General features: G+C 73.1%; 23 protein-coding genes. 12 read left to right on the top strand and 11 right to left on the bottom strand.

The annotated features are described in order from the left end of the window. Positions 1-74: 74 nt before the first annotated feature. The 7 genes from ABZ272_RS06835 to ABZ272_RS06865 all read left to right on the top strand — a co-directional run bounded on the left by ABZ272_RS06835 (position 75) and on the right by ABZ272_RS06865 (position 8,331). The gene (locus tag ABZ272_RS06835; RefSeq protein ID WP_355048928.1) at positions 75-536 is read left to right on the top strand and encodes a BlaI/MecI/CopY family transcriptional regulator; all 462 of its coding nucleotides are present in this window, start codon (positions 75-77) and stop codon (positions 534-536) included. 7 nt (positions 537-543) lie between these two features. Beyond that, on the top strand, positions 544-1,449 hold the full coding sequence (locus ABZ272_RS06840; RefSeq protein ID WP_355048929.1) for a M56 family metallopeptidase: 906 nt from the start codon (positions 544-546) through the stop codon (positions 1,447-1,449). A 397-nt stretch (positions 1,450-1,846) separates the two neighbouring features. Further along, positions 1,847-3,100 carry a cytochrome ubiquinol oxidase subunit I gene (locus tag ABZ272_RS06845; protein ID WP_355048930.1) on the top strand — a complete coding sequence of 418 codons (1,254 nt, stop codon included), beginning with the start codon at positions 1,847-1,849 and terminating at the stop codon, positions 3,098-3,100. Positions 3,101-3,111: 11 nt separating this feature from the next. Further along, positions 3,112-4,119 (top strand): cytochrome d ubiquinol oxidase subunit II, encoded by a 1,008-nt coding sequence (locus ABZ272_RS06850; protein ID WP_355048931.1) that lies wholly within the window; start codon positions 3,112-3,114, stop codon positions 4,117-4,119. After that, complete coding sequence (gene cydD, locus ABZ272_RS06855) at positions 4,116-5,792, top strand: thiol reductant ABC exporter subunit CydD (RefSeq protein WP_355048932.1); 1,677 nt, start codon at positions 4,116-4,118, stop codon at positions 5,790-5,792. The genes ABZ272_RS06850 and cydD overlap by 4 nt, the downstream gene beginning before the upstream one ends. Beyond that, complete coding sequence (gene cydC / locus ABZ272_RS06860; RefSeq protein WP_355048933.1) at positions 5,789-7,588, top strand: thiol reductant ABC exporter subunit CydC; 1,800 nt, start codon at positions 5,789-5,791, stop codon at positions 7,586-7,588. The genes cydD and cydC overlap by 4 nt, the downstream gene beginning before the upstream one ends. A gap of 68 nt (positions 7,589-7,656) precedes the next feature. Further along, entirely contained in the window at positions 7,657-8,331 is a 675-nt protein-coding gene (locus tag ABZ272_RS06865) for a permease prefix domain 1-containing protein (protein ID WP_355048934.1), read from the top strand. Positions 8,332-8,343: 12 nt separating this feature from the next. Here the strand turns inward: ABZ272_RS06865 and ABZ272_RS06870 are convergent, their stop codons facing one another. Further along, entirely contained in the window at positions 8,344-8,685 is a 342-nt protein-coding gene (locus tag ABZ272_RS06870) for a helix-turn-helix transcriptional regulator (protein WP_355048935.1), read from the bottom strand. 160 nt (positions 8,686-8,845) lie between these two features. Between ABZ272_RS06870 and ABZ272_RS06875 the strand changes: the two genes are divergently transcribed. Together ABZ272_RS06875 and ABZ272_RS06880 are read left to right on the top strand one after the other, a co-directional pair. Further along, positions 8,846-9,814: a DNA primase gene (locus ABZ272_RS06875; protein ID WP_355048936.1), complete on the top strand. Its 969-nt coding sequence runs from the start codon at positions 8,846-8,848 to the stop codon at positions 9,812-9,814. A gap of 39 nt (positions 9,815-9,853) precedes the next feature. Next, positions 9,854-12,262: a transposase gene (locus ABZ272_RS06880; protein WP_355049312.1), complete on the top strand. Its 2,409-nt coding sequence runs from the start codon at positions 9,854-9,856 to the stop codon at positions 12,260-12,262. 389 nt (positions 12,263-12,651) lie between these two features. Here the strand turns inward: ABZ272_RS06880 and ABZ272_RS06885 are convergent, their stop codons facing one another. The 4 genes from ABZ272_RS06885 to ABZ272_RS06900 all read right to left on the bottom strand — a co-directional run bounded on the left by ABZ272_RS06885 (position 12,652) and on the right by ABZ272_RS06900 (position 17,687). Beyond that, positions 12,652-13,245: an ATP/GTP-binding protein gene (locus ABZ272_RS06885; protein ID WP_334628720.1), complete on the bottom strand. Its 594-nt coding sequence runs from the start codon at positions 13,243-13,245 to the stop codon at positions 12,652-12,654. A 1-nt stretch (position 13,246) separates the two neighbouring features. Continuing rightward, entirely contained in the window at positions 13,247-13,624 is a 378-nt protein-coding gene (locus tag ABZ272_RS06890) for a DUF742 domain-containing protein (protein WP_355049313.1), read from the bottom strand. Between the two features lie 98 nt (positions 13,625-13,722). Beyond that, positions 13,723-14,127 (bottom strand): roadblock/LC7 domain-containing protein, encoded by a 405-nt coding sequence (locus ABZ272_RS06895; RefSeq protein ID WP_007455462.1) that lies wholly within the window; start codon positions 14,125-14,127, stop codon positions 13,723-13,725. Then, positions 14,124-17,687 (bottom strand): nitrate- and nitrite sensing domain-containing protein, encoded by a 3,564-nt coding sequence (locus ABZ272_RS06900; RefSeq protein ID WP_355048937.1) that lies wholly within the window; start codon positions 17,685-17,687, stop codon positions 14,124-14,126. Before ABZ272_RS06900 ends, ABZ272_RS06895 begins: the two co-directional genes overlap by 4 nt. 503 nt (positions 17,688-18,190) lie before the next feature. On the opposite strand from ABZ272_RS06900, the gene ABZ272_RS06905 reads away from it, so the two are divergent. Further along, positions 18,191-18,508 carry a hypothetical protein gene (locus tag ABZ272_RS06905; protein WP_355048938.1) on the top strand — a complete coding sequence of 106 codons (318 nt, stop codon included), beginning with the start codon at positions 18,191-18,193 and terminating at the stop codon, positions 18,506-18,508. Positions 18,509-18,513: 5 nt separating this feature from the next. Here ABZ272_RS06905 and ABZ272_RS06910 read toward each other — a convergent pair whose 3' ends face one another. Then, positions 18,514-19,587 (bottom strand): adenosine deaminase, encoded by a 1,074-nt coding sequence (locus ABZ272_RS06910; protein ID WP_355048939.1) that lies wholly within the window; start codon positions 19,585-19,587, stop codon positions 18,514-18,516. Positions 19,588-19,631: 44 nt separating this feature from the next. Beyond that, positions 19,632-20,045: a PPOX class F420-dependent oxidoreductase gene (locus ABZ272_RS06915; protein ID WP_355048940.1), complete on the bottom strand. Its 414-nt coding sequence runs from the start codon at positions 20,043-20,045 to the stop codon at positions 19,632-19,634. A gap of 59 nt (positions 20,046-20,104) precedes the next feature. Here ABZ272_RS06915 and ABZ272_RS06920 point away from each other — a divergent pair, with 59 nt between their 5' ends. After that, the gene (locus ABZ272_RS06920) at positions 20,105-20,596 is read left to right on the top strand and encodes a MarR family transcriptional regulator (RefSeq protein WP_355048941.1); all 492 of its coding nucleotides are present in this window, start codon (positions 20,105-20,107) and stop codon (positions 20,594-20,596) included. A gap of 1 nt (position 20,597) precedes the next feature. Beyond that, complete coding sequence (locus ABZ272_RS06925) at positions 20,598-21,698, top strand: putative RNA methyltransferase (RefSeq protein ID WP_355048942.1); 1,101 nt, start codon at positions 20,598-20,600, stop codon at positions 21,696-21,698. Positions 21,699-21,700: 2 nt separating this feature from the next. On the opposite strand, the gene ABZ272_RS06930 is transcribed toward ABZ272_RS06925, so the two are convergent. From ABZ272_RS06930 to ABZ272_RS06945, 4 genes are all read right to left on the bottom strand, one after another. Further along, complete coding sequence (locus tag ABZ272_RS06930; protein WP_355048943.1) at positions 21,701-22,381, bottom strand: DUF4272 domain-containing protein; 681 nt, start codon at positions 22,379-22,381, stop codon at positions 21,701-21,703. Between the two features lie 91 nt (positions 22,382-22,472). Next, positions 22,473-23,756 (bottom strand): thymidine phosphorylase, encoded by a 1,284-nt coding sequence (locus ABZ272_RS06935; protein WP_355048944.1) that lies wholly within the window; start codon positions 23,754-23,756, stop codon positions 22,473-22,475. A gap of 135 nt (positions 23,757-23,891) precedes the next feature. Beyond that, entirely contained in the window at positions 23,892-24,602 is a 711-nt protein-coding gene (locus ABZ272_RS06940; protein ID WP_355048945.1) for a cytidine deaminase, read from the bottom strand. 113 nt (positions 24,603-24,715) lie between these two features. Further along, positions 24,716-25,993, bottom strand: a complete 1,278-nt coding sequence (locus ABZ272_RS06945) for an ABC transporter permease (RefSeq protein ID WP_355048946.1) — start codon at positions 25,991-25,993, stop codon at positions 24,716-24,718.

Consider the following 25,993-nt stretch of genomic DNA (forward strand, 5'->3'; position numbering starts at 1 on the left):
CGGATCTTGGGGGCCTCCGCTGGCTGGGACGGGCGGGGGTCCAGGGGATCTACTACCGGGGGTAGGATTGGGTTGTGACTCGGTTGGGCGATCTTGAGCGTGCGGTGATGGACGTGCTGTGGGACGTGGTCCCGGGCACGTCAGACGGTGTGACCGTGCGCGAGGTCGCCGACGCGCTCGATGGCCGCGAACTGGCGTACACGACGGTGATGACCGTCCTCGACCGGCTCGCCGGCAAAGGCATGGTGCAGCGTGAGCGGGAGGGTCGCGCCTGGCGGTACCGGCCGGCGGCCAGCCGCGAGGCGCACATCGCCCAGCTCATGCTCGATGCCCTCGATCTGGGCGGCAGCCGGGACGCGGCGCTGGTGCGCTTCGCCCGATCGGTGACCGGCACCGAGGCCGAGGTGCTGCGGGCGGCCCTCGGTAGCGAGGCCGGGCTGGCCGGGCCGGGTGCGACGGGCGGCGAGGCCGGGCTGATGGACCGCGTTGATCCGCCGGCGGGCCGACGGCCGGCCGACGAGACAGCGGAGCGGTAGGCCCGCCATGGCCTACGCCGTGCACTTCGCCGCCACCATGCTGGCCTGCTATCTGAGCGCGCAGGTGCTGGCCCGTTCCACCTGGACGTGGCGCAGCCCGCGGGTGGCGATCGTCTGCTGGCAGGCTGTCGGGTTGGCGTTGGGCCTCTCCGCGATGGGGCTGCCGATGGCGCTCGGGCTGGCCGCGTACGACCGGCCCACCGGGAGCGCCCTGCTCGCCCTGACCAGCGATCTCGCCCACGGCACCCTGCCGATCGGTGTGACGGCGCTGCACCTCGCCGGCGTCGGGGTGGGCTTCGGCATCGGCGCGGTGCTGGTCACCACGACCGTCCGCAGCATCCACGGCACGATCCGCGCCCAGCGCCGGCACCGGGACCTGCTCACCCTGGTGGCCCGGGACGACCCGGCCGCCCCGGGGGCGCTCGTCCTGGACCATCCGAGCGCCGCCGCGTACTGCCTGCCCGGGGTGAAGCCGCAGGTGGTGGTCAGCGCGGGCACGCTGAGCCTGCTGGACCGGGCCGAGCTGGCCGCCGTGCTCTCGCACGAACGCGCCCACGCCCACGAACGGCACGACCTGGTGCTGCTGCCGTTCACCGCGCTCTGCCGGGCGCTGCCGTGGTTCGGCTGGGTGCGTGACGCGCACGAGCGGGTCGCCCTGCTGGTCGAGATGCGCGCCGACGACAAGGCCCGCGAGCTGCACGCCGAGGCCCCGCTGGCGGGTGCGCTGCGTCGCTTCGCGGCCGCCGGGCACCGGGTCACTCCGGCCGGCGCGCTGGGCCTGGGCGACCGGGACCTGGACGTACGGGTGCAGCGCCTGCTGGTCAGCGACCGGCCGCCCCGGGTGCTCGGCGCTGCGGCCCTCGCCGTTGCCACCACCCTGGTCGCTCTCCCGGTGACGCTCTTCCTGAGCTGACGCGCCCACCCGCCCGACGCCGCGCCCTGGCCCGGCATCGCCCCACGGCCGGCTGAAGGCCGATCACTGAGTCGGCGGCCCGATCCGAGTGTCGGACGAGGCGGGCGGGCAATTACGCCTCGCCTCCTTTGCTCTGCTTCAACCGAGGCAACACCCACGGCCCGCAGGTGTTGCGTCGGTTGAAGCAGAGCAAAGGAGGCCATGCGACCACTCCGCCCCCGCCGGGCATCCGGTGCACGGGCACTCGCCCAGCGGACAGTTCCACCGCCCCGAACCCCACAGCTACTACGCCGCGTCGCACCATTACCTACGACGCGGCGTAGTAGATCTGACGTGTAGGCAAGCTACGTGTAGGGTTACTACGACAAGGGAGCCAACAGCTACGAAAGAGCCGGCCATGGACACGCTGCTCCTCGCTCGCCTGCAGTTCGCCACCACCACGTCGATCCACTTCCTGTTCGTGGTCGTCACGCTCGGGCTGGTCACCCTGCTGGTCGGGATGCAGACCGCCTGGGTGCTCACCGGCAATCCGAAGTGGGAGCGACTGACCCGGTTCTGGGGCCAGCTCTACGTGATCAACTACGTGCTCGGCATCGCCACCGGCATCGTGATGGAGTTCCAGTTCGGGCTGAACTGGAGCGGCCTGTCGCGCTACGTCGGCAACGTCTTCGGCGCCCCGCTGGCGATCGAGACACTCGTGGCGTTCTTCCTGGAGTCCACGTTCCTCGGCATGTGGATCTTCGGCTGGCACCGACTCGGCAAGGGCGTCCACCTGGCGCTGCTCTGGGGGGTGGCGCTCACCGCGTACGCCTCGGCCTTCTGGATCATGGTGGCGAACTCCTGGCTGCAACACCCCGTCGGGTACGAGGTCCGCGACGGCATCGCCCACCTCACCGACTTCGGCGCGCTGGTCACCAATCCCAGTCTCGGCATGGCGTTCGGGCACGTGGTGTCCGCCGCGCTCCTGGTCGGCGGGATGCTGATGGCGGCGGTCAGCGCGTGGCACCTGATCCGACGTACGCCCGACTTCGCGCTCTTCCGCACCTCACTGCGGATCGGCCTGGTCACCGCGGCGCTGGCGATCAGCCTCGTGCAGGGCTTCGGGTTCGCGCAGTTCGGGCCGGTCGGCGCCGTACAGCCGACGAAGTTCGGCGGGAACAGTCCTGAGGCGCAGGCGCTGATCGGCGAGTGGACGACGCGGTTCGGCCCCGGCGACTACACCCCGCCGACCCTGGCCAGCGTCGGGCTGGGCTTCATGATCCTGATCGGCTTCACGCTCGGCTGTGTCTGGTTCCTGCTGCCGCTGCTCTTCCGGGACTGGATCATCCGGCTGCGCTTCCCGCTCTGGCTGATCCTGCTCGGCGCGCCGCTGCCGTTCGTCGCGGTGATCCTCGGCTGGATCGCCCGGGAGGTCGGCCGCCAGCCCTGGGTGGCGTACGGGCTGCTCCCCACCGAACAGGCCGTCTCCGGGGTCGGGGCACCGGTGATGCTCACCTCGCTGATCGGCTTCAGCCTGCTGCTGGGCACCCTCGCCGTCACCAACTGGGTGCTGCTCGCCCGGCACGCGGGCCGCGGCGCCGCCGACCCGGCTCTCGGCCGCCCGCCGGCCCCACCCACCGAACCGGCCCAGCCGGAACCCGTGCTCGCCTGAGGAGATCACCCGTGGACCTCGCCTGGTACGCCCTGCTCGGCCTCTTCTTCGCCAGCTACCTCGTGCTCGCCGGCTACGACTACGGCGTCGGACTGCTGCTCGCCCGGGGAGGCACCCCGGCCGGACGGCGGGCCGCGCTCACCGCACTCGGGCCGTTCTTCCTCGGCAACGAGGTCTGGCTGGTCGCCGCCGTGGGCATCCTGTTCGGCGCCTTCCCGGTGCTGGAGGGCGAACTGCTCGCCGGCTGCTATCCGGCGGTCGCCGGCGCGCTGGTCGGGGTCGTCCTGGTCACCGCCGGGGTGCAACTGCGCAGCCGACCGGGCGACGAGCGGATCCGCGCCCGCTGGGACCGCGTGATCGTCGTCGGGAGCGCCCTCGCCGCGCTGGGTTGGGGCGTGGTGCTGGCCGCGCTGCTGCAGGGCGTACCCCGCCAGGCCGACGGGCACGTCGCCGGTGTGTCTCACCTGGCCACCCCGTTCGCCGCCGCCGCCGGGCTGGCCATGCTCGCCCTCGTCGCGGTGCACGGTGCGACGTTCCTCACGCTGCGCCTGCCATCCGACGCCGCCGCCGCGGCCGGACGCACGGCCCGCCGGCTGGTGCCGGTGGCACTCGCCGCGGTCGGCCTCGCCACCGTCGTCGCCCTGCTCTCCGACCGGGTACGCGACGCCGTTCAGCGACCGGCGGTGGCCGTACTCCTGCCGGTGTTGCTGGTGGGGGCGCTGCTGGCGGCCCGGACGGCGCTGGCGCGGCGGCGGCCGGGGTGGGCCCTGGTCGCCACCGGCGCGGCGCTGGCGCTGCCGGTGGCGCTGGTCGGCGCGGCCCTGTGGCCCTACGTGCTGGTGTCCACGGCCGACCCGGGCGCCTCGCTGACGGTGGCCGACGCCGCCGCGAGCGCGCCGACGTTGCGCCTACTCGGCTGGGTGGCGCTGCCGCTGCTGCCGGCCCTACTAGGCTTCCAGGCGATGTGCTGGTGGGTTTTCCGGGGACGGACCGACGGTAGGGCACCGGTGTACTGGTGAACCGCCGCCCGTTCGACCCGCGTCTGCTGCGCCGGGTCCCCGCGGCCCGGCGCGATCTCGTCGTGCTCGCGCTCCTCGGCGTGGCCGCCGCCGCGTTGATCGTCGCGCAGGCCACCGCCCTGGCGGCGGTGCTGGCCACCGCCTTCGACGGGCGCCTGAACCGGCCGGCGCTGGCGGGTTTCGTGCTCGCCGTCGCCGCCCGTTCGGCGCTGGTCTGGGCGCAGGGCACGGTGTCCGCGCGGGTCGCCGCCACGGTCAAGGCCACCCTGCGGGCCGACCTGCTCGGCGCGGTGGGCCGGCACGGGCCGGGCTGGGTGGCGGGGCAGCGGGCCGGCGAGCTGGCCACCCTCACCGGGCGCGGGTTGGACGCGCTGGACGCGTACTTCACCGGATACCTGCCGCAGCTGGTGCTCAGCGTGACGGTGCCGGTGGCGGTGCTGGCGCGGATCGTCCTCGCCGACTGGAGCTCGGCGCTGATCATCGCGTTGACGCTGCCGCTGATCCCGGTCTTCGGCGCGCTGCTGGGCTGGCAGGCGCAGGCCGCCACCGAGCGGCAGTGGCGGCGGCTCGCCCTGCTGGGCGGGCACTTCCTGGACATGGTCGCCGGGCTGCCGACCCTGCGGGCGTTCGGTCGGGCCCGGGCACAGACCGAGGTGGTGCGCCGGATGGCCGACGGGCACCGGGTCGCCACCATGAAGACGCTGCGGATCGCGTTCCTCTCCGCGCTGGTGCTGGAACTCGTCGCCACCCTCTCGGTGGCGCTGGTCGCGGTGCCGGTCGGCATCCGGCTGCTCGGCGGCGGGCTGGCCCTGCACACCGCGCTGCTGGTGCTGCTGCTCACCCCGGAGGCGTACCTGCCCCTGCGGGCGGCCGGCAGCCGTTTCCACGCCAGCATGGAGGGGCTGACGGCGCTGGACGAGGCGCTCACCGTCTCCGCCGCGCCGGCCACCCCCCGCGCCGCCGAGGGCGCGGCCGTCCCCGACGGGCGCGGTGAGATCCACCTCGAGGCCGTGACCGTGGCGTACGAACGGACCACCGCGCTGCGCGACGTGACCCTGACCATCCGGCCCGGCGAACGGATCGCCGTCATCGGGCCCAGCGGCGCCGGCAAGAGCACCCTGCTCGGTCTGCTGCTCGGCTTCGTGACGCCGACCGACGGCCGGGTCACCGTGGACGGTATCGACCTCGCCACCGCCGACGTGGACGCCTGGCGTCGACAGCTCGCCTGGGTACCGCAGCGCGCCCACCTGTTCGCCGCCTCGCTGACCGACAACATCCGGCTCGGCGCTCCGGACACCCGAGCAGAGGCGGTCGCCACCGCGGTGCGGGACGCGGCCCTGGACGACGTGGTCGCCGGCCTGCCCGACGGCCTCGACACGCTGCTCGGCGAGCGCGGCCACGGACTCTCCAGCGGGCAGCGGCAGCGGGTGGCGCTGGCCCGTGCGTTCCTGCGGGACGCGCCGGTGGTGCTGCTCGACGAGCCCACCGCGCGGCTGGACACGGCCAGTGAGGCGGTGGTGCTCGACGCCACCCGCCGGCTGGTCGCGGGCCGGACCGCGCTGCTGGTCGCGCACCGACCGGCGCTGCTGGCCGACGCCGACCGCGTCCTGCGCGTCGAGGACGGGCGGGTCACCGAGTTGACGCCCGAGCCGACTCCGAAGGTGGCCCGATGAACACCGTGCCAGAGCCGGTGGACCCCGCGCCGGAGGCCGACGCCGTACCGACCGGGCGGGTCGCCGCCGAGCGTGCCGTACTGCGGCTGGCCCGCCCGTACCTGGGTCGCCTGGCCGGCGCCGGGCTGCTCGCCGCCGCCACCGAGTTCGCGGGTCTCGCCCTGATGGCCACCGCCACGTGGCTGCTGATGAGCGCCGCCGGCCGGCCCCCACTGGACCGCCTCACGGTGGCGATCGTCGCGGTCCGGGCCCTCGCCATCAGCCGGGGTGTCTTCCGGTACGCCGAACGGCTCGCCGGGCACGACGCGGTCCTCCGCATGATCACCGACGTGCGGGCCCGGGTCTTCGCCACCCTCGCGGCCCGTCGCCAGACCGGGCACCGCTCGGGGGACGTCCTGAGCCGGCTGGTCTCCGACGTCGAGGCGGTCCAGGACCTGCTGCTGCGGGTCCTGGTGCCCGGCGCGGCGGCGGCCCTGGTCGGGGTGCTGGCGGTGTTCGGGGCGGTACTGATCTCCCCACCGGCCGCCGGTGTGCTCGCCGTCGGCTTGGTCGTCGCCGGTGTGGCGCTGCCGGCGCTGGCCACCGTGGTCACCCGACGCAGCGCGGCCGAGGTGGCGCCACTGCGTGGCGCGTTGGCCACCGACGCCGTCGACCTCACCCACGGCGCCGCCGACCTGGCCGCGTTCGGAGCGACCGACGCCGCGCTGCGCGCCGCCGAGCAGCGGGCCGCCCACCTGGCTCGCCTGGAACGCCGGTTGGCGGCCACCGGCTTCGCGGTGGACGCGGTCGGGGTGCTGGTCGCCGGGCTGACCGCCGCCGCCGTGGTGCTGGTCGCGTTGGCCGCCGACGTACGGGGTGTCCTCGTCGGGGTGCTGGCCGTCGGCACCCTCGCCGCCGTGGAGGTGGCGCTGGCCCTTGTCTCGGCGGCCCGGCAGTGGACCCAGTTGCGGCCCGGCCTGGCCCGGGTCGCCGCCCTCCTCGACGCCGCCCCGCCCGCCCACTCGCCCTCCGCCGCCGGGGTGGAACCGTCCGGCCCGCACGACCTGCGCTTCGCCGAGGTGAGCGTGCGGTACCGGACCGGCGCCGCGCCGGCGTTGGACCGGGTCAGCCTGGACCTGCCCGCCGGCCGGCGCATCGCTGTCGTCGGCCCGAGCGGCGCCGGCAAGAGCACCCTGGCCGCGGTGCTGACCGGTGCGGTCCGCCCCACCGCCGGCCACGTCACCCTGGCCGACCGCGACCTGTCCGCGTACGGCGAGGAGGAGTTGCCCCGGGTCGCGGGCGGGCTGCTCGCCGAGGCGTACGTCTTCCACGCCACCGTCCGGGAGAACCTGCTGCTCGGCCGGGCCGGCGCGAGCGAGGCCGAGCTGACCGGGGCGATGAGGGCCGCCGGCCTGCTGGACTGGGTCCACGCCCAGCCGGCCGGCTGGGACACCCTGGTCGGCGAGGAGGGCGGTCAGCTCTCCGGTGGTCAGCGGCAGCGGCTCGCGCTCGCCCGGGCCCTGCTCGCCACGCCGCCGGTGCTGGTGCTCGACGAGCCCACCGAGGGGCTGGACCCGGCCGCCGCCGACGCGGTGCTCGCCTCCGCCCTCGCCGCCACGCCCGCCGGGCACTCGGTCCTGCTGATCAGTCACCGGCTCAGCGGGCTGGCCGGCCTCGACGAGATCGTCGTCCTCGACGGCGGTCGGGTGATCCAGCGGGGCCAGCACGCCGAGTTGGTCGCCGTCCCCGGCTGGTACCGGGACCAGTGGCTTCTCCAGGCAGCGGCGGAGCGCGGGTACCTGGCGTTCGCGCCCTGAGCTGTCTCGGGGACGGACCAGGGTTCTCCCCGACGTGGACGCTCGCGCCCCCGTGGCAGGGTGGTGGCATGCGGCATGCGGACGACTTCCTGGTCGAGGAGCACCTGCGGGACCTGGGCTCCCGGTTGCAGGGCCCGGCGCGGTTGAAGTCCGAGCTGTTGACCGAGGCGCGTTCCGACCTGCTGGACGCCGTCGACGCGTACCGCGAAAGGGGCGTGCCGCCCACGGAGGCGCAGCGCCGGGCGGTGGCCGAGTTCGGCGCGCCGGCGCAGGTGTTGCCCTCCTGGCAGGCGGAGCTGGCGGTGGCCGCCCTGCGCGGCCTCTCCCTGCGGATGCTGGCCGTGGCCGGGGTCCTGGTGGCCGCCGGCGACCTCACGTGGCGCGGGTCGAGCTGGAGCGCCGGTCCGCAACCGCCCGCGGCCTACCGGCTGCTGTCCGCCTCGGTCGACTGGATCTGGGTCGGCGGGCTGCTGCTCGCGGTGACCGGCCTGCTGGTGATCTGGGCGAGCGCACGGTCGTCACGACCTCACCTGGCGGTGGCGCAGCGAGCGGTGGGCATCGGCCTGACCGGCACGCTGGCCCTCGGTATGGCGGCCGGTGGCGCCCTCTTCGTGTGGTCGATCGACCTGTGGGACGCGGCGCTGACCTGGCCGCCGATGATCGTCGGCATGGTGGTGGTGGGTGCGGCGAACTTCTCGCTGAGCCGCGCGGCGCGCGGCTGGGTGCGGGCCACCGCCCGCTGACCCGGTCGCCGTTCAGGCGGGGGTGACGGGCGGGCCGCCGGGGTCGAGGAACCGGCCGACCGTCACCCGGAACTCCTGCCATCCGGCCCGCTCCCCGGCCAGTGCGCGGCGGCCGGAGTCGGTGAGCTGGTACGTCCGCCGCTCCCGACCGTTGACGGTGCTCCAGGTGCTCGCCACGTGCCCGGCCCGCTCCAGCCTGCGCAGCGCCGGATAGATCGTGCCGGTGGGCAGGTCGAGGCTGCCGTCGCTGCGCGCCCGCAGGGACTCGATGATGGCGTAGCCGTGCAGCGCCCCCTGTTCGAGGACGGCGAGCAGAAGGGCGTCGAGGTGACCGTGCAGCGACTGGGCCTTCATGCGTAGCTACGCTACTTGTCCGGCGGCCGGTCCGCCACCATCGCGCACCCGCAGGTACGAGACGTTCCTCGGCCGGGCACCGGGGTGCGGGCTCCGGGCTTCCCGAGTCGCCGACTAGGGTATGTGCCCAGAGTCACTCGCCGGTCGGAGACCCCGGTGGGTGGGCAACCCGAAGCACACGGAGGTCAGCGTGGCCCGCCAGTCGCCCCAACGGCCCGACGCCGACGAGCCCGAGCTCGACGACACCACCGGCCCGGCCGAGCCAGACGAGGCCGACGAGGCCGACGACACCCCCCGCGCGGCGGTCGACAGGTCGCTCTGGGAAGAGCTGCGGATCGACCCGGTGGAGATCGCGCTACCGGCGGGTACCGGCTTCACGCTGCGCGCCTACCGGACGGCCGGCTCGCTGACCCCGACCGACGTGACCGAGCGCGACCAGGACGACCCGTTCCTCGCCCGCCGCCAGGTCATCGAGGACGAGGACGACGAGACGGTCGTCATCCTCGACGAGGAGCTGGCCGAGGAGTTCGCCGACGCCGACGAGGAAGAGAAGTCCTCGCGTCGTCGCCGCGACGGCGACGCCGACGCGGACACCGACGCGACCGTCGACGAGGACGAGGACGCCACCGACGAGGCGGACGACGAGGAGGTGCCCGTCTTCCTCAGTCACCGGGGCAAGCTGCTGCTGTTCAAGACCCCCGAGTCGCTGGTCAGTTTCGTCCGATCCGGCGCGCCCAACGATCTGTCCCAACTGGACAGCTGGAATGAATTGGCCGAACGGGTGGAGCCGGCCGACATCGTGCCGCTCGACGAGGACACCTACGAACTCGACCTCGTCGTGGAGAACCTGCGGGGCGGCCACGACACCTGGGACTCGACCCTGCTGATCGAGGCCGGCGAGGTCGCCCGCGACCTGTCGTACGCGTTGCGCCTGCCTGCGGTCCTGGACATGCTCTCCGCCGGCTCCAGCCTCGACGACCTGGACGAGGCGCTCCGCGCCACGGCCAACGGCGGCATCGGCGCCTTCATGGGCCGGCGACGGCTGAAGAAGATCGGGGCACAAACCGCGAGTTTGGGTTGGCGCACCATTGTCGGCAAGATCTCTGCGGTGGTGGACTGGCGCGACTGACCCGTACCGGGGAGCATCAGTTGCTGGCAGTAGGAAGACCTGTCCCGGAGGGAGGACGACGCCGTGGCGCTCGTGCGCGTGTACTGCGGTCTGGCCTCGGCGGATCCGGCTGACCGACCGGCCTCGGCCGGCTCGACGCTGACGTCCGCTGTGGTCGACGACGCAGGCCGTCTGCTGCATGTCTGCGAGATCGGCGACGACGCGGCTGGCTACGCCCAGCTCGTCGCGCTGCTCGTGGAGCGGTCGGGCGGGCCGAGCGGTGCGGCCATCGCCGCCGACAGCGACGACCACACGGTCACCTCGCTGTTGAGCGCGGCGGGTCGGCCCCTGGCGATCGCCGACGACGACTCGGTGGACGACTTCGCCGAGCGCTTCGCCGACGACGACTCCCTGGAGGAGATGCAGTCACCCCCGGCCGAGCGCCGGGCCGTCGGCCTGGCCCGCGCGTTGCAGGCCGGCGCTCTCTCCGCCGTCACACTGCCGGCTCCCCGGGACCTCGCCGGCTACAAGCAGGTACTCGCCGCCCACGCCGCCCTGGCCAGTGGGCGGCACTCCGCCGCCGTAGCGCTGCGCGAGGTGCTGCGGGAGCTTTATCCGGCGGCGCTGCGCGCGTACCCGGACCCGGCCGAACCGGTGTCGCTGGCCGTGCTGGACGCACTGCCCGAGCCCGGCATGCTCGGCGGCACCATCGCCCGTGGCCGCGAGGTCTCCGTCGCCGCGGACGCCATCGCCGCTCACCTCGCGGCGGACGGGGTCGCCGACGCCGAGGAGATCAACGAAGCGGTCACCGCGCTGCGGGTCGCCATCTCGGAGACGCCACGTCGCGCCGCCGTCAACCGGGCGCTCACCTCCGCCGTGGCCGAGACGGTCCGGCAGGCCGTCGCCTCCGTACGGGCCTGCGACGCGGGCTGCGAGGCGCTGGTGAGCGCGCTCAGCGCCCGCGTCAGCACCCCCGCGCCGGCGCCCGGCCGCCGGGCCGCCGCCCGACGCGGCGAGACCGTCGGCGAGCTGACCGGTCTCGCCGGCACGGGCGCGGGCACCGGCCTGCGTCCCGTCCGACCGACCCCCACCCCCGCCGAGCCCACGCCCGTCGGTGGCCGACGCAGCCGGCCGGAGCCCGCCCCGGGGAACTCCCCCCTGGCCTCGCCTCGACCCCTCGGGCCGCCGCCGGTCGCACCCGCTCCGGTCACCCCGCCACCGGTCGCGCCCGCCCCGGTCGCACCGGCCGCCGTGGCCGGCCCGCCGGTGTCCGCGCCACCCGGTCGTGCCGAACCACTCCCGAGCCGGATCGACGGCCCGACCAACCGGCCGGTTTCGTCGCCCCCGCCCCCGCCACCGGGAATCACCCCGATCGCGCCGGCCCAGCGCGGCGCGGTGCCACCGGCTGAGGCGGGCGAGCCGTTCCGGCCCACGCTGACCACCGCCGCCATCAACAGCGCTCGGGCCGAGCGGCAGCGCACGGTCATCCCGCCCCGCCCGAAGACCAACGGCGAACGGCAGAGCCACCCGCAGCGGCCGTCGGTCCAGGACCCACCCACCGGTGGGTTCAGCGTCACCGACCTCAGCATCCCGGTGCCCGCTCCCCGGCCGGAGCAGGAGTTGTCCGCGCCGCCGGGCTCCCGGGCGAACTGGCCTCTGGTCAACAACCCGGAGGACCCGGCCGACAGCTCGCCGAACAACCCGGTCGCCTACCCGTACGGCAACAGCCGTGGCGTCGAAGCCCCGACGGACCCGGGTCGGGCCGACGGGCGGGTCACTCCGCCCTGGCTGGCCGACGACCTGCCCCAGGAGCCTCCCATGCTGCGGCTGGTCGAGCCGCCGCCGCTGGCCGACCGGGCGCTGCGCGAGGGGCTCAACCCGCCCTCGGGCGAGCCTCGCCTGGACACTCCGCCGTTGCGGCTGGTCGACCGTGAGCAGGCCAACCGCAACAGCCGTCCGGCACCGCTCGTCGAGCGGGCCACCGAGCACCGCCCGCCGCCCCCGGTCGAGCACCGGCCGCCGCCGGTCGCCGACGAGGGTGACGGCGACCTGCTGATCTTCGCGCAGGCCAAGTCCGCCTGGTTCGTGGGCCACGGCGAGGACGAGTCCGACCTGGACTGGTCGACCACCGCCGACACCGGATGGCAGGCCGCCGAGCAGGCCGCCCGCCCCGCGGTCGGCGCCGAGACCAACGCCGGCCTGCCGAAGCGCGTTCCGCAGGCCAACCTGGTCCCGGGTTCCCCGCTGCGCGAGGAGCGTCCACTCCGGATCGTGCGGGACGCGGCGAGCCTCGCGGAGAACACCACCGGCTACTTCCGTGGCTGGCGTCGCGGTCAGGAGATCGGCGGGTTCGCGGTGGGCGGTCGTCCCGGCCGCGAGGCCGCCGGTGGCTGGGACTTCAGCCGCGACCACGGGGACCGCGACGACGACCGCGAGTACGAGTACCGTTCGGCCGGCTACCAGTCCTGAGCGTCACTGACATCTGAGTCGCGTTCCGCCCTCCGCCCTCCGCCGTCAGACGGAGGGCGGAAGACGTCTGCCAGCACGCCCCACGCGTCACCCGGGGCGGCCCAGTGCTCAACGCCGCTGTGCGGGCTGGAACCGCGAGGGCTGGCGCAAGCGGTAGGTCGGTAGCGACGCAACCGCTCATGGGCCACCTCAGCGGGCGGACGGGGGTATGCGAATAGCCCTTTGCTCTGCTTCAACCCAGGAAACACCTGACGTCCGGTAGTCGGACACTCGGTGTTTCCTCCGCTGAAGCAGAGCAAAGGGCGCGAGGTAGCAGGTGGCCCCCGCCTCAGGGCGCACTCGACGCCCGGTGGCGGCCAGGGCCACCACCGGGCGCGGAAGCCTCCCGGTCAGGCCGGGGCGACGGCGCGGGTACGACGCATGGTGAGCACGTACTCGACGAGCGAGATCAGCACGTGCTTGGTCGACTCCCGGTTACGGGCGTCGCAGGCCACCACCGGCACGTCGCTCGAGATCGCCAAGGCGTCCCGGACGTCCTGCGGGTCGTGGTACTGCATCCCGTCGAAGCAGTTGATGGCCACCAGGTACGGCAGCCGCCGGTGCTCGAAGAAGTCGATCGCCGCGAAGCAGTCGGCCAACCGGCGGGTATCCACCAGCACGACCGCACCGATCGCACCCCGCACCAGTTCGTCCCACATGAACCAGAATCGGGTCTGACCCGGCGTACCGAACAGGTACAGGATCAGGTCACGGTCGATCGAGATCCGGCCGAAGTCCATGGCCACCGTGGTCGTCGTCTTGCCCGGCACCTGCCGGGTGTCGTCGACGCCCACGCCGGCCGAGGTCATGATGGCCTCGGTGGTCAGCGGCGTGATCTCCGAGACCGAGCCGACCAGCGTCGTCTTACCGACGCCGAATCCACCGGCGATAACGATCTTCGCCGACGTCACGCGCCCACTCGGGGTCGGTGGGCGGTGCGACATGTCAGAGCCTGCGAAGTCCACTCAGCACCCTCTCCAGCAGTTCAGTGCCCACCGCGTCGTCGGAGTCGTCCAGGATGGTCGGCTCGTGGACCGCGACCAGGCCGTCCGTCGCCATGTCGGCGATGAGCACCCGGGCCACACCGAGCGGCAGCTGCATCCGCGCCGCGATCTCCGCGAGCGATTGCACGCGTCCGTCACACAGCGCGGCGATGTACTGGTGTTCGCGGCCCTGGCCGCCGCTGCCATTGGCAGTGGCCCGGCCGCGCACCGTCGTCTCGACGAGCGCCTCCAGCGCGATGTCGAGCCGGGGACGGGTTCGACCACGGGTCACGGCGTATGGACGGACCAACGCTCCGGTCGGTTCGTCACGATCGGACATGTCGCCGCTCACCTCCTTCGCACCCCGTACCGGCTCCCACCGGTGGAACTCGTCGTTCTTCTCGTATCAGTTGCGCCGACCGCACGATCGGCGAGACGTCAGCCCAGCATGCCCGCGGCCGCGCGCGGCTGCGGGGTCAGGGCGTCGCCCACCCGGTCGACCAGTAGCGCCATCTCGTAGCCGACCTGCCCGACGTCGGAGCTGCGGGCCGCCAGCACGGCGAAGGACGAACCATCCGAGATGGACATCAGGAACAGGAAGCCATTGTCCATCTCCACGACGGTCTGCAGCACCGCGCCTCCCTCGAAGCAGCGGGCCGCTCCCTGGGTCAGGCTGACCAGACCGGACGCGATCGCGGCGAGCTGGTCTGCCCGGTCCCGCGGCAGGTCCCGTGACGACGCGAGGAGCAGGCCGTCCGCCGAGACGGCGACCGCGTGCGCGACACCCGGCACCCGATCGGCGAAGTTGGCCAGCAGCCAACCAAGATCCTGCGTAGTTGTCATCCTTCTTGCTCCTTCTGCCCGCTCCCGGCCGCTGAGCCTGAGCCAGACTGCGAGGATTGCTGCCCTCCCGGAGTCTCCTCCGGGCTGGTCGGGTTGTCCGAGGTGCTACGCCCTCGCTGCACGCCCCGATGGTAGGCGGAGAGCAGGCCACGGACCGCCTCCGGGGAGCGCCGCTGGACCGAGGTGACGGGCTTCTCCACCGCGCCCGGCACCAGCTGCGCCATCGGCTTGCGCTTGGGCAGGCCGGTCGTGGTGGTCTCGTTCACCGGCGCCGCGCTGGCCGCTGCCGAGGCGGCACGCCAGCCGTCGTCGGCGGCGGTCTGCCAGCCGTTGCTCGGCGATTGGGGCCGGCGGTTCGGTAGGCCCTCGGCGAGGTCGGGGCGTGCGCCACCGTTCGCTGTCGACCCGTTGTCCCGCGGCGCTCCTCCGGCCGTCGGAGTGTCTGCCATCGGTGTGTTACCTGTCGTTCCGGGTGGTGTCTTGACTGCCCGACCGGTGGCATCGACCGTGGCGAACTGCTGGGTCGCGTCGCCGCCGTTGGTCGACGGCGTGGGGCCGGTCTCCTCCGAACCCGGCCGGCGGGTACGGAACCAGGCGGACTCGAGCTCCCGGAAGATCGGCAGCTCCATGGTCTCGTCCGCGTACCGCTGGCGGTTCTGGGCCTGCGGCTGCTGCGGTGCCGGGCGGGCCGACGACGTCTGGGCCGGCGCGGCCGGCATCGACGGCGCCTGCGGAGCGCGCGGCGACGCCTGCGGCGCGGGAGCCGGCGGCTGGGCCGCGGTGGTCGGCTGCTCGCCGGGGCGCGGCACCCGGGGCAGCTCCGTCGTCATGTCCAGGGCGGCGGCGAGCCGCTCGGGCACCGGCGGAGTCTGCGTGTCCCGCTCGCCGCCGGGAACCGGCGGCCAGGCCGGCGGCGCCGGGGTGCTGGGCGCCGGTGCGGGCGGGGCGGACCGGGGGGTGAAGCCGCTGAACGACTGGCCGGAGACCGGGGGCGCCGAGTACGGCTGACCGGAGGCCGGAGAGGCCGAGACGGGCGCGGCGGACACCGGCGGACCGCCGTACGGCGCACCCGAGTAGGGCTGGCCGGAGTACGGCTGGCCGGACGCGGGCGAGGCGGAGACCGGCGCGCCGGAGTAGGGCTGGGCGGAGACCGGCGGCGCGGAGTACGGCCGGGCCTCCGGGCTGCTGGGCAGCTGCCGGGGGATGGTCGGCTGCTGGCCGCCGTTCGGCTCGTCGCCGGCCCGACGCTGCGGCAGTGGGTCGATGGACTGCCCGTTGGCCGAGCGCGGGGTGAACCCGTCGCCGCCGTTGACGCCGTTCGTCGCGCTCGCGCCGGTCAGGTCCGACCAGGCGGGCATCGAGCGGTACGCGCCGGTGTTGGCGGGCGTACCGGCACCGTTGCGCGTTGCCGGGTCGAATGGCCGACCGCCGAGGGTGACCTGGTTGCCGGACTCGCCGGGGCGCGACCCGTTGCCCAGCGCGGGCAGCGCGCCGAGGACCGGCGACGGCGGGGTGGACTGCGGGCCGGCGGCGGGCAGGGCCGGCGGCTGCTGGACCCGGCCGGAGAGCGCCCGGGGCACCAGCACCGAGGTGGGCATGGTCACGTCGGCGACCGTGCCACGGTCGGACCCGGGACGCAGCTCGACGCGCACGGCGTGCCGCGACGCCAGGCGGGCGACCACGACCAGGCCCATCATGCGGGAGACGGCCACGTCCACCTGGGGCGGCGTCGCGAGCTTGTCGTTGAGCTCGTGCAGCTGCTCGCGGCTGATGCCGATGCCGCGGTCCTCCACGTAGAGCGAGGCGCGGTCACCGACCCGGCGGGCCTCGACCATGACCTGCGAGTCCGGAGGAGAGAACGCGGTGGCGTTGTCGAACAGCTCGGCGACGAGGTGCACGAGGTCGTTGACCGCGTGCGCCGCGACCTCGATGTCCCGGTCGATGACGCCGAACTCGATGCGGGTGTAGTGCTCGACCTCGGACTGCGCGGCGCGCAGCACGTCGATGAGCGCCGCCGGCTCGCGCTGCACGCGGGTGGAGTCGGCGCCGGCGAGTACGAGCAGGTTCTCGTCGTTGCGCCGCATCCGGGTGGCCAGGTGGTCGAGCTGGAACAGCTCGGCCAGCCGGTCCGGGTCCTCCTCGCCGCGCTCCAGCCGGTCGAGGTGCCCGATGAGGCGGTCGACCAGGATCTGCGAACGGCGGGCCAGGTTGACGAACATGGTCGCGACGGAGGCGCGCAGCGCCGCCTGCTCGGCGGCCGTGCGGACGGCTTCGAGGTGGACGGCGTTGAACGCCTCGGTCACCTGACCGAACTCGTCCTTGCTCCGGACCGGCAGCGGCTCGGCGATCTGGTTGGCCAGCTGCACCGGGGAGAGCTGCCCGACGACCTGCGGGTCGCGCAGTCGGGCCACCGCCTGCGGCAGGCCGTACTGGGCGACCGAGAGGGCACCCTGGCGCAGCTCGCGCAGGGACCGGGCCATCGAGCGGGCGACCAGGTACGCGAAGAGGATGGCCAGCAGCAGCATGCTGAGCAGCAGGCCGGTCTCCAGGAACACCTGGCGCTGGACGTCCGACCGGATGTTGTCGGCCTCGGCGACCACGTCACCGTCGAGCTTCGTCTCGACGGCGCGGATCAGCTTGGCGTTGGCCGTCATGGCCGATTCCCACTGGTCCGGGCCGAACGGAGCGCCGCGCATGTCGCCGGTCGTGTTGCCGTCGATCCAGCCGATGTAGTTCTGCGCCTCGCGCCGGTCACCGCCGGCGACGGTCTGGTCGTGGAACTTCGCCTCGTCGGGGCTGGCCACCGCCTTGAAGCTCTGCAACGCCTGCTGCTGACCGGTGCCGCTGGCGATGTAGTCGGTGCGCAGCGCCGGGGTCAGTCGCTGACCACCCTGCACGCCGAGCGCGCGGTGCACGACGACCCGCCGGAGCGAGAGGAACTCCTTCTCCCGGGCGACCGCCGCCGCGGCCCGCATCCGGTCGCTCAGCTCGTTGTTGCCGGCGAGCTGGGTGGCCGAGTCCCGGATGGCGAGCAGGTCGTTGATCAGACCCTCGTACGCCTGGACGGCCTCGGCGAGCTTGAGCTTGCCGTTGAACACCTGGCTGCGGACGCCCGGCAGGTCCTTGAGGCTCTGGTCGATGCCGCCCAGCACGCCCTCGAGGCTGCCCGGCAGGTCCTCGACGTCACCCCGCTGCTGCCGGTAGGGGGACATGGCCTGGTCGACCCGGCTGTTCGCCCGGTTGTAGGCCTCCTGGTACTGCGCCTTCGGCTGCGTCCCGGTCGCCTGAAGCAGCAGGACGGCGGAGGTCCGCTCGTCCTGGAGCTTGTCGACCAGGTCACCCGAGTAGCTCGACAGATTGGCCAGGTCGCCGGCCCGGTTGGCATTGTTGAGCGTCTCCAGGTGGTCGACGAGACCACTGGTGCCCACAACGACCGTGGCGATGGTCGGCACGATCATGATGAGACCGAGCTTGGACCAGATCGGCATGTCCCGGAGTCGACTGGCCGGCCGGCGCAGTCGCGACAGGAAGGAGCCCGCCGTCTTTGGCCGTTTGCTCACGTCACCGCCCTCGCGATTACAGCTTGAAACGCGTTGCCCCGGGCAACGCCCAGCGACCGACCCGGCGGGTCGGACCCCCGAGATTCCATCACGCCGCTCGACAAGAAGAAAGCCCAGGTTGTCACCGGCCGAGAGTGTGATGAGATGTTGATGCGATTTGATAGCAGTCCGTCTGGCCGGAGTAACTGAAGGTAATGGATCTTCCCCACCGCGTTGTCCTGCTCGCCGGCCCCTCAGGCTCCGGAAAGTCGTACATAGCGCAGCAAACCGGCTTACCTGTGCTGTGCCTTGACGACTTCTACAAAGACGGCGATGACCCTACGTTGCCGCGACGAAACGGCCAGGTCGATTGGGAATCGCCGCAGTCCTGGGACGCCTCGACGGCCGTCGAAACGATTGCGCGACTGGCCCGCGAGGGACGTGCCGATGTGCCGGTTTATGCGATCGGCGCGGATCGACGGGTAGCCACCCGGCCATTTGATGTCGACGGATCGCCACTTTTCGTGGCCGAAGGGATTTTCGCCGCCGAGATCGTCGAGGAGTGCCGGCGTCGCGGGCTGCTCGCCGGGGCGTACGCGCTGCGCCGCCCGCGCGGAGCTACGTTCCTGCGCCGGCTGGCCCGGGACCTGTCCGAGCAGCGCAAGGCGCCCCGGGTGCTGGTCCGGCGCGGCGTGGCCCTGCTGCGGGCCGAACCCGAGGTGCTGCGCCGCCAGACGGGGTTGGGCGCCGAGGCGGCCCGGGCCCGGGAGGTGCTGCGCCGGGTGGCCGGACTGCTCGCCGGCCACCACACCCACCACCGGCAGGACCACCCGCACGGCTGACGAGATCAGGCCAGCAGCTTGGCGTACGCCGGCTTGATCACCTCGTCGATGATCCGCAGCCGCTCGTCGAACGGGATGAAGGCGCTCTTCATCGCGTTGATGGTGAACCACTGCAACTCGCGCCAGCCGTAGCCGAACGTCTCCACCAGCAGCGACATCTCCCGCGACATGGACGTGCCGCTCATCAGCCGGTTGTCGGTGTTGACGGTGGCCCGGAACCGCAGGTCCCGCAGCAGACCGATCGGGTGCTCGGCGATCGAGGCCACGGCACCGGTCTGCACGTTCGACGACGGGCACAACTCCAGGGGAATCCGCTTGTCCCGGACGTACGCGGCCAGCCGACCGAGCGTGCCGTTCGGGGCGATGTCGTCCACGATCCGTACGCCGTGACCGAGCCGGTCCGCGCCGCACCACTGGATCGCCTGCCAGATCGACGGCAGCCCGAACGCCTCACCGGCGTGGATGGTGAAGTGGAAGTTCTCCCGCTGGAGGTATTCGAAGGCGTCCAGGTGGCGGGTGGGCGGGAAGCCCGCCTCCGCGCCGGCGATGTCGAAGCCGACCACGCCGGCGTCCCGGTGCCGTACGGCCAGCTCGGCGATCTCCTGCGAGCGAGCCGCGTGCCGCATGGCGGTGAGCAGCGTGCCCACCCGGATGGTGAGGCCCGCCTCGACGGCCTGGGCGGTTCCCTCGGCGAACCCGGCCAGCACGGCCTCGACGACCTCGTCCAGGGTCAGGTCCCGCTCCAGGTGCTGCTCGGGAGCGAAGCGGACCTCGGCGTAGACGACGCCGTCGGCGGCCAGGTCCAGCGCGCACTCGCGTGCCACCCGGCGCAGCGCCGGTCCGGTCTGCATGACCGCCACGGTGTGCGCGAACGTCTCCAGGTAGCGTTCCAGCGACCCCGAGTCGGCAGCCTCGGAGAACCAGCGTCCGAGCGCCTCGGGGTCGGTGGTGGGCAGCTCGTGCCCCGCCTCGGCCGCCAACTCGACGATCGTCGCGGGACGCAGCCCGCCGTCGAGATGATCGTGCAGCAGCGCCTTCGGGACCTTGACGATGTCCTCGTACCGGATAGTTGCGACCATGCCCAGACCCTAGTCACCTGCCAGGGTCGGGCCACGCCAGCCGCTCATCCGAGCCAGCCGTAGACGCGGTCGACGGCGAGTCGCAGGACCACCCGCCCGTCGGCCACCATCGCGGCGCGGTAGTCCGCCCAGTCCGGGTGGTCGCCGCGGATCCCCCGGTAGACCTCGACCAGTTCGTCGACCTCGGCGTCGCCGGTTGCCGCTGCCGGCTCGGTGAGCGTCACGGTTCCCTCGGCGACCGCGTACGCGCCGCCGTCCGGCGTGGTCACGTGGAAGCTGGCCCGGGGGTCCCGGCGCAGGTTGCGCACCTTGGCCCGGTCGCCTGTGGTGGAGCAGCGGATCAGCCCGGGTTCGGCCAGGTAGTCGAGGTTCGACAGTTGGGGTCGGCCGTCGCGGCGCAGGGTGACGAGCACGCCGCGTCCACGGGCGCCGAAGAGGTCCCACAGTTTGGTTGACATGTCATCGACCGTAGGAGCCGATTCGATGACATGTCAACCAAGGCGTTAGGGTGAGCGGCGTGGAAGCGACCCGCTGGCTGGACGAACGCCAGGACCGCGCCTGGCGGGGCTACCGCCGGATGCGTCGCCTGCTCGACCTGGAACTGGCCCGGGAGCTGACCCAGGACGCCGGTCTGTCCGAGCCGGACTACGACGTGCTCTCCGACCTCTCCGAAACGCCGCAGGGCCGGCTGCGTCTCAGCGAGCTGGCGGACCGGATGCTCTGGTCCCGCAGTCGACTCTCGCACCACCTGACCCGGATGCAGCAGCGCGGCCTGGTGACCCGGGAGGAGTGCCCGGACGACGCCCGCGGCGCGATCGTCGTGCTCACCCCGGCCGGCCGGAACGCCATCGAGGCCGCCGCGCCCGGCCACGTGACCGCCGTCCGGCAGCACTTCCTCGACCTGCTCACCCCGGCCGAGGTCGAGGCGCTCGGCGCGTTCACCCACCGGGTCGTCGACCACCTCGCGCAGAGCCGCGCGCCCCGTCCCCGCCGGGGTCTGGAGGCCTGACGTGGACCCGCACATTCTCGACCGGCTGAGCTGCCCGGTCTGCGGCGAACCGCTGGCCGAGACGACCGCCGGCAATACCCGTGCGCTGCGCTGTCCACGCCGGCACACCTTCGACGTCGCGCGTCAGGGCTACGTGAACCTGCTCACCGGTCGGGCCCCGCACGTCGGCGACAGCGCCGAGATGGTCGCCGCACGCGCGGAGTTCCAGGCCGCCGGCCACTACGACATCATCTCGACGGCGCTCGCCGCCGCCGCGACGGAGGCCGTCGCGCGCCTGCGCGCGACTCCCGCGCCGCCGACCGCCGCCGCTCCGCCCGCCCCCACCTCGGCCGGCGCCGCTCCGCCCGCCCCCACCTCGGCCGCCGCCGCTCCGCCCGCCCCCACCTCGGCCGGCGCCGCTCCGCCCGCCCTTTGCTCTGCTTCCACCGACGCAACACTTTCCGCACCGTACTGTCGCGTGGAGGGAAGCAGAGCAAAGGACGAAACCACCGGGGTACGGTCCGAACAGCCGGCCGCGGGCTCTGACGCGTACCCCCTGGTGGTGGATGCCGGCGCGGGCACGGGCCGGTACCTCGGCGCGGTGCTGGCGGCGCTGCCGGACGCCGTGGGTCTGGCCCTGGACGTCTCCAAGCCGGCGCTGCGACGCGCGGCGCGGGCGCACCCCCGGGCGGCCGCGGCCCTCGCCGACACCTGGCAGCGGTTGCCCCTGGCCGACGGCGTGGCGGCCGTGCTGCTGAACGTGTTCGCCCCGCGCAACGGTCCGGAGTTCCACCGGGTGCTCGACCGCGCCGGGACGCTGCTGGTGGTGACGCCCGCCGACGAGCACCTCACCGAGTTGGTGGACGCCCTGCGCCTGCTCCGGGTGGACCCGGACAAGGCCGACCGGGTGACCGCCACCCTGGGCGGGCACTTCACGCCGGTCAGCTCGACGGTGCACCGTGCGGAGCTGACCCTGACCCGGCCGGAGATCGCCACGCTGGTCGGGATGGGTCCGAGCGCCTGGCACACCGACCCGGGCGCGCTCGCCGAACGGCTGGCCGCGCTGCCCGAGCCCGTCCGGGTGTCCGTGGCGGTCCGGCTGGACGCCTACCGGCCCCGCTGACCTCAGGTCGAGAGGTCGACCTCTTCCCAGCCGGGCGGCTCGTCGTGGTACGGCCCGCGCAGGATCACCGCCCACTCCAGCGCCCAGCGCCGCTGCCCGATCGCGTTGGCGTCGACCAGGCCCGGCAGGGGGCGACCGTTGCGCTCGGACTCCAGGTACGCCCAGTCCAGGCAGTAGTGCAGGTCGAGCAGGGCCGCCGCGTCGGCCGGATGCTGCGGCGCGGCGAGGATGCGGGACTGCCAGCGCCCGAAGGTCTCCCCCTCGGCGATGTGCGGCAGCCGCTCGACCAGCCGTTCGTCCACCGCGAGGGTGGGGTCGAGCTGCTTGCTCAACCCCAGCACCCAGGCCAGCGCGAAGAGCGCGTCGTGGTGCAGCACGAACGAGCGGTGGTCACCCTTGCCGCCCATCACGAACTGCCACTCGGGCGGGGTGACCATCTCGACCAGGTGCGAGCCGAGCAGCCAGCTCATCGCCGCCTGCGGGGGCATCCCGAAGCAGCGGGCCAGGATGAGGTGCAGCACGGCGATCCGGGCCTCGATCTCGGCCCGGGGACGCAGCTCGATCGCGTCACCCGGCTCCCACACGAGCGGAAACTGGGCTGGCGGCAGCGGCAGACCGAGCCGGGACAGCTCGTCCAGGCTCGCATCGCGCACCTCGCGCGGGTCGGGGGCAGGTACGGTCACGGGGCAACTTCCTGTCTGCACGCGACGCCTTTGGCCTGCGACAATAGCGCTCCCAGGTGACTGGCACCACGCCGGCCCGACCCCGGCTCGGTCAGCCGATCCGCTCGATGACCAGCGGTGCCGCGCTCGGCGCGGTCGGCGCAATGTGCACCGCGCGACTTGCCTCCGCCAGAGCCGCCGGAATTCGGGTCGAATCCTCCGCACGCAGCTCGTACAGAGGGTCGCCGGCCCGCACCGCGTCGCCCGGCCGCCGGTGCAACACCACACCGGCCGGCACGCTGACCGGGTCCTCCTTGCGGGCCCGGCCCGCGCCGAGCCGCCAGGCCGCAACCCCCATGGCGTACGCGTCGACGGCCGCGACGTATCCGTCCCGGTCGGCCCGGACCACCTCGACCTCGCGGGCGGCCGGCATGGGCGCGTCCGGGTCGCCGCCCTGCGCCCGGATCATCGCCCGCCAGGAGTCCATCGCCCGCCCGTCGTGCAGGGCGGCCTCCGGGTCGGCGTCCGGCAGGCCGGCGGCGTCGAGCATCTCCCGGGCCAGCGCGAGGGTCAGCTCCACCACGTCGGCGGGGCCGCCACCGGCCAGCACCTCGACCGACTCGGTCACCTCGACGGCGTTGCCGATGGCCAGGCCGAGCGGGGTCGACATGTCGGTGAGCAGGGCGACCGTCCGGACGCCGTGCGCGCCACCCAGCTCCACCATGGTGCGGGCCAGCTCACGCGCCTGGTCGACGGACTTCATGAAGGCGCCCGAGCCGACCTTGACGTCGAGAACCAGCGCGCCGGTACCCTCGGCGATCTTCTTGCTCATGATCGAGCTGGCGATCAACGGGATCGCCTCGACGGTGCCGGTCACGTCGCGCAAGGCATAGAGCTTGCGGTCGGCGGGAGCCAGCCCCGCGCCCGCCGCGCAGATCACCGCACCGACCTCGCCGAGCTGGCTGATGAACTCGTCGTTGGTCAGCGCGGCCCGCCAGCCCGGAATGGACTCCAGCTTGTCCAGCGTGCCGCCGGTGTGCCCGAGACCGCGACCGCTGAGCTGCGGAACGGCCGCGCCGCAGGCGGCCACCAACGGGGTGAGCGGCAGGGTGATCTTGTCACCGACGCCGCCGGTCGAGTGCTTGTCGACGGTGGGACGCCGGACGGCCGAGAGGTCGAGCCGCTCACCGCTGGCGATCATCGCGGCGGTCCACCGGGCGATCTCCGGGCCGGTCATGCCGTTGAGCAAAATGGCCATGGCCAGCGCCGACATCTGCTCGTCGGCGACGACCCCCCGGGTGTACGCGTCCATCACCCAGTCGATCTGCGCGTCCGACAGCACACCCCCGTCCCGCTTGACCCGAATAACATCAACAGCAGCAAAACCACTACTCATCAGAAAGATCTTCCTAGTTCTCTGGGGAAACCGACCCACGGCCGGCGACCAGGTCGGGATTGGGCCGACCGTGCCCGGCGGAGGGATCAAGCCTGACCGCCCGGAGCCGGGCACGGTCGGCCCAATCCCCCAACCTCAAGCAGCGGACCACCGAACCGGGATCTCCAGAGGCGGCTCCCCCTCACCCGCCCAGAAGATCGTGCCGGTCTCGTCCACCACGACGACCCGGGGCGTCCGGGCCATCCCCCAGGTGATCGCCTCGGCGGGATCATCCCAGCTCGGCGCCTCCTCCAGCACACCGGTCTCGGCGCCCGCGTCGTCCCCGGCCGACCGCTCCCAGTACGCCGTCCAGACCTGCTGCCCGGCGGACATGTCCGGGTGCACGAAGACGGTGCCGCGACCGCGCCAGGCGGCCAGCCGCTCCGGGACGACCGGCACCGGCGTCTCACCGGTGACCGCCTCCAGGTCCTCCACGCCGAAGGCGTGCGGCAGCAGCTCGGCCATCCGCAGCGGGCGGGTCTTCGTCTCGATGAGGCACTCCGGACCGCCGTTCTCCCAGAGCAGTTGCCGGCACCGGCCGCACGGCATCAGCGGCTCGCCGGTGGCGTCGACGCAGGAGAGCGCGACGAGCCGGCCGCCACCGGTGGCGTGCAGGCTGGACACCACTCCGCACTCGGCGCAGAGCGTCACGCCGTACGCGGCGTTCTCCACGTTGCATCCGACCACCACACGACCGTCGTCGACCAGCGCGGCCGCGCCGACGGGAAAGGTCGAGTACGGGGCGTACGCGTGCCGCATCGCCTCAACGGCGGCAGCGCGCAACCGCGCCCAGTCAATGTCGCTCATAGCACCATTCTCCGGAAAAACCCCCAACCCTCGCAGCGGTGATCAAGGGGTTTGCGTCAGGATCGGTGATGTTCCTGACGCAAACCTCTTGATCAACAGAACGAGGGTGGGTGTCAGCCCTTGATGTACGGCTTGCCGTCGGCGGCGGGCGCCCGGACCCGGCCGACCAGGCCGGCGACCGCCAGGATCGTCGCCAGGTACGGCAGCATGGCCAGGAACTGGCTGGGGATCGAGCTGTTGATCGCGCTCAGGTAGGTGGCGAGCTGGTCGGCGAAGCCGAAGAAGAGCGCGGCGAGCAGCGCCCCGGTCGGGTTCCACCGACCGAAGATGAGCGCGGCCAGCGCGATGAAGCCCTTGCCGCCGATCATGTTCTTGGTGAACGAGTAGAGCGCCAGCGTGTACGACGCGCCACCGATGCCGGCGACCACACCGGCCAGCAGCACGTTGCGGTAACGCAGCCGGAGCACCTTGACGCCCAGCGTGTCGGCGGCGATCGGGTGCTCGCCCACCGACCGGGTCCGCAGCCCCCACCGGGTGCGGAACAGCCCGATGTGGATCACCAGCACCAGCAGCAGGCCAAGGTAGAGGAAGATGTTGCCGCGGAACAGCGCCGGACCAAGCACCGGGATGTCCTTGAGCAGCGGGATCTCCCAGTTGCTGAAGCGCGGCGCGCTGTTGTACTTCTCCGCGTCGGTCTGCATCAGCCGCTCGTAGAGGAAGCCGGTGACGCCGACCGCGAGCAGGTTCAGCACGATGCCCATGACGACCTGGTCCACCAGGTAGCGGATGGCGAAGACGGCCAGCAGCAGCGAGATGAACGCGCCACCGATGGCGGCGGCGACCAGGCCCACCCAGACGTTGCCGGAGAGGCTGCCGAACAGGGCGCCGCTGAACGCGCCCATCAGCAACTGCCCCTCGATTGCCACGTTGACCACGCCGGACCGCTCGCAGAGCACACCGGCGAGCGCGCCGAAGATCAGCGGCAGGGCCAGGATGAACGTGCCCCGGATGATGTTGACCAGCGGCATGAAGTTCTGCCCGGTCGGCGCGGCGGAGACCTGCCAGCAGAGGAAGGAGAGCACGAAGGCGACCAGCCCGACGCCGAGCACCGGCAGGAACCAGCGCTTCGGCACCCCGGCGAGCAGGGCCGCGCCGGCGGCGATCGTGATGATCCCGAACAGGATCGCGCCGATCGTGCCGTTGATCTCCAAGGCGGCGCCGGCCGCGTCGTCGCTGAGCGTGAACCGGGCCTGCTGGTCGGTGGCGAGAGCCCCGAACAGCACCGCCGCCAGCAGGCCGAGCGCCGTCAGCGTGAGGCCGACCTTGCGGGTCCGGGTCCAGAAACCCTCGTCGACGCCGACCGCGACGTCGGGGACAGCCATGGTGGACAT

It is taken from the genome of Micromonospora sp. NPDC005979, assembly GCF_040614415.1.
Classification (GTDB): Bacteria; Actinomycetota; Actinomycetes; order Mycobacteriales; family Micromonosporaceae; genus Micromonospora.

What these genes read in the sequence shown, in the direction of transcription:
- ABZ272_RS06915 (WP_355048940.1), bottom strand. Translation starts at nt 20,045, where the DNA reads ATGTCAACCAAACTGTGGGACCTCTTCGGCGCCCGTGGACGCGGCGTG.
- ABZ272_RS06945 (WP_355048946.1), bottom strand. Translation starts at nt 25,993, where the DNA reads ATGTCCACCATGGCTGTCCCCGACGTCGCGGTCGGCGTCGACGAGGGT.
- ABZ272_RS06870 (WP_355048935.1), bottom strand. Translation starts at nt 8,685, where the DNA reads ATGAAGGCCCAGTCGCTGCACGGTCACCTCGACGCCCTTCTGCTCGCC.
- ABZ272_RS06885 (WP_334628720.1), bottom strand. Translation starts at nt 13,245, where the DNA reads ATGTCGCACCGCCCACCGACCCCGAGTGGGCGCGTGACGTCGGCGAAG.
- cydC (WP_355048933.1), top strand. Translation starts at nt 5,789, where the DNA reads ATGAACACCGTGCCAGAGCCGGTGGACCCCGCGCCGGAGGCCGACGCC.
- ABZ272_RS06940 (WP_355048945.1), bottom strand. Translation starts at nt 24,602, where the DNA reads ATGAGCGACATTGACTGGGCGCGGTTGCGCGCTGCCGCCGTTGAGGCG.
- ABZ272_RS06840 (WP_355048929.1), top strand. Translation starts at nt 544, where the DNA reads ATGGCCTACGCCGTGCACTTCGCCGCCACCATGCTGGCCTGCTATCTG.
- ABZ272_RS06890 (WP_355049313.1), bottom strand. Translation starts at nt 13,624, where the DNA reads ATGTCCGATCGTGACGAACCGACCGGAGCGTTGGTCCGTCCATACGCC.
- ABZ272_RS06895 (WP_007455462.1), bottom strand. Translation starts at nt 14,127, where the DNA reads ATGACAACTACGCAGGATCTTGGTTGGCTGCTGGCCAACTTCGCCGAT.
- ABZ272_RS06865 (WP_355048934.1), top strand. Translation starts at nt 7,657, where the DNA reads ATGCGGCATGCGGACGACTTCCTGGTCGAGGAGCACCTGCGGGACCTG.
- ABZ272_RS06845 (WP_355048930.1), top strand. Translation starts at nt 1,847, where the DNA reads ATGGACACGCTGCTCCTCGCTCGCCTGCAGTTCGCCACCACCACGTCG.
- ABZ272_RS06910 (WP_355048939.1), bottom strand. Translation starts at nt 19,587, where the DNA reads ATGGTCGCAACTATCCGGTACGAGGACATCGTCAAGGTCCCGAAGGCG.
- ABZ272_RS06935 (WP_355048944.1), bottom strand. Translation starts at nt 23,756, where the DNA reads ATGAGTAGTGGTTTTGCTGCTGTTGATGTTATTCGGGTCAAGCGGGAC.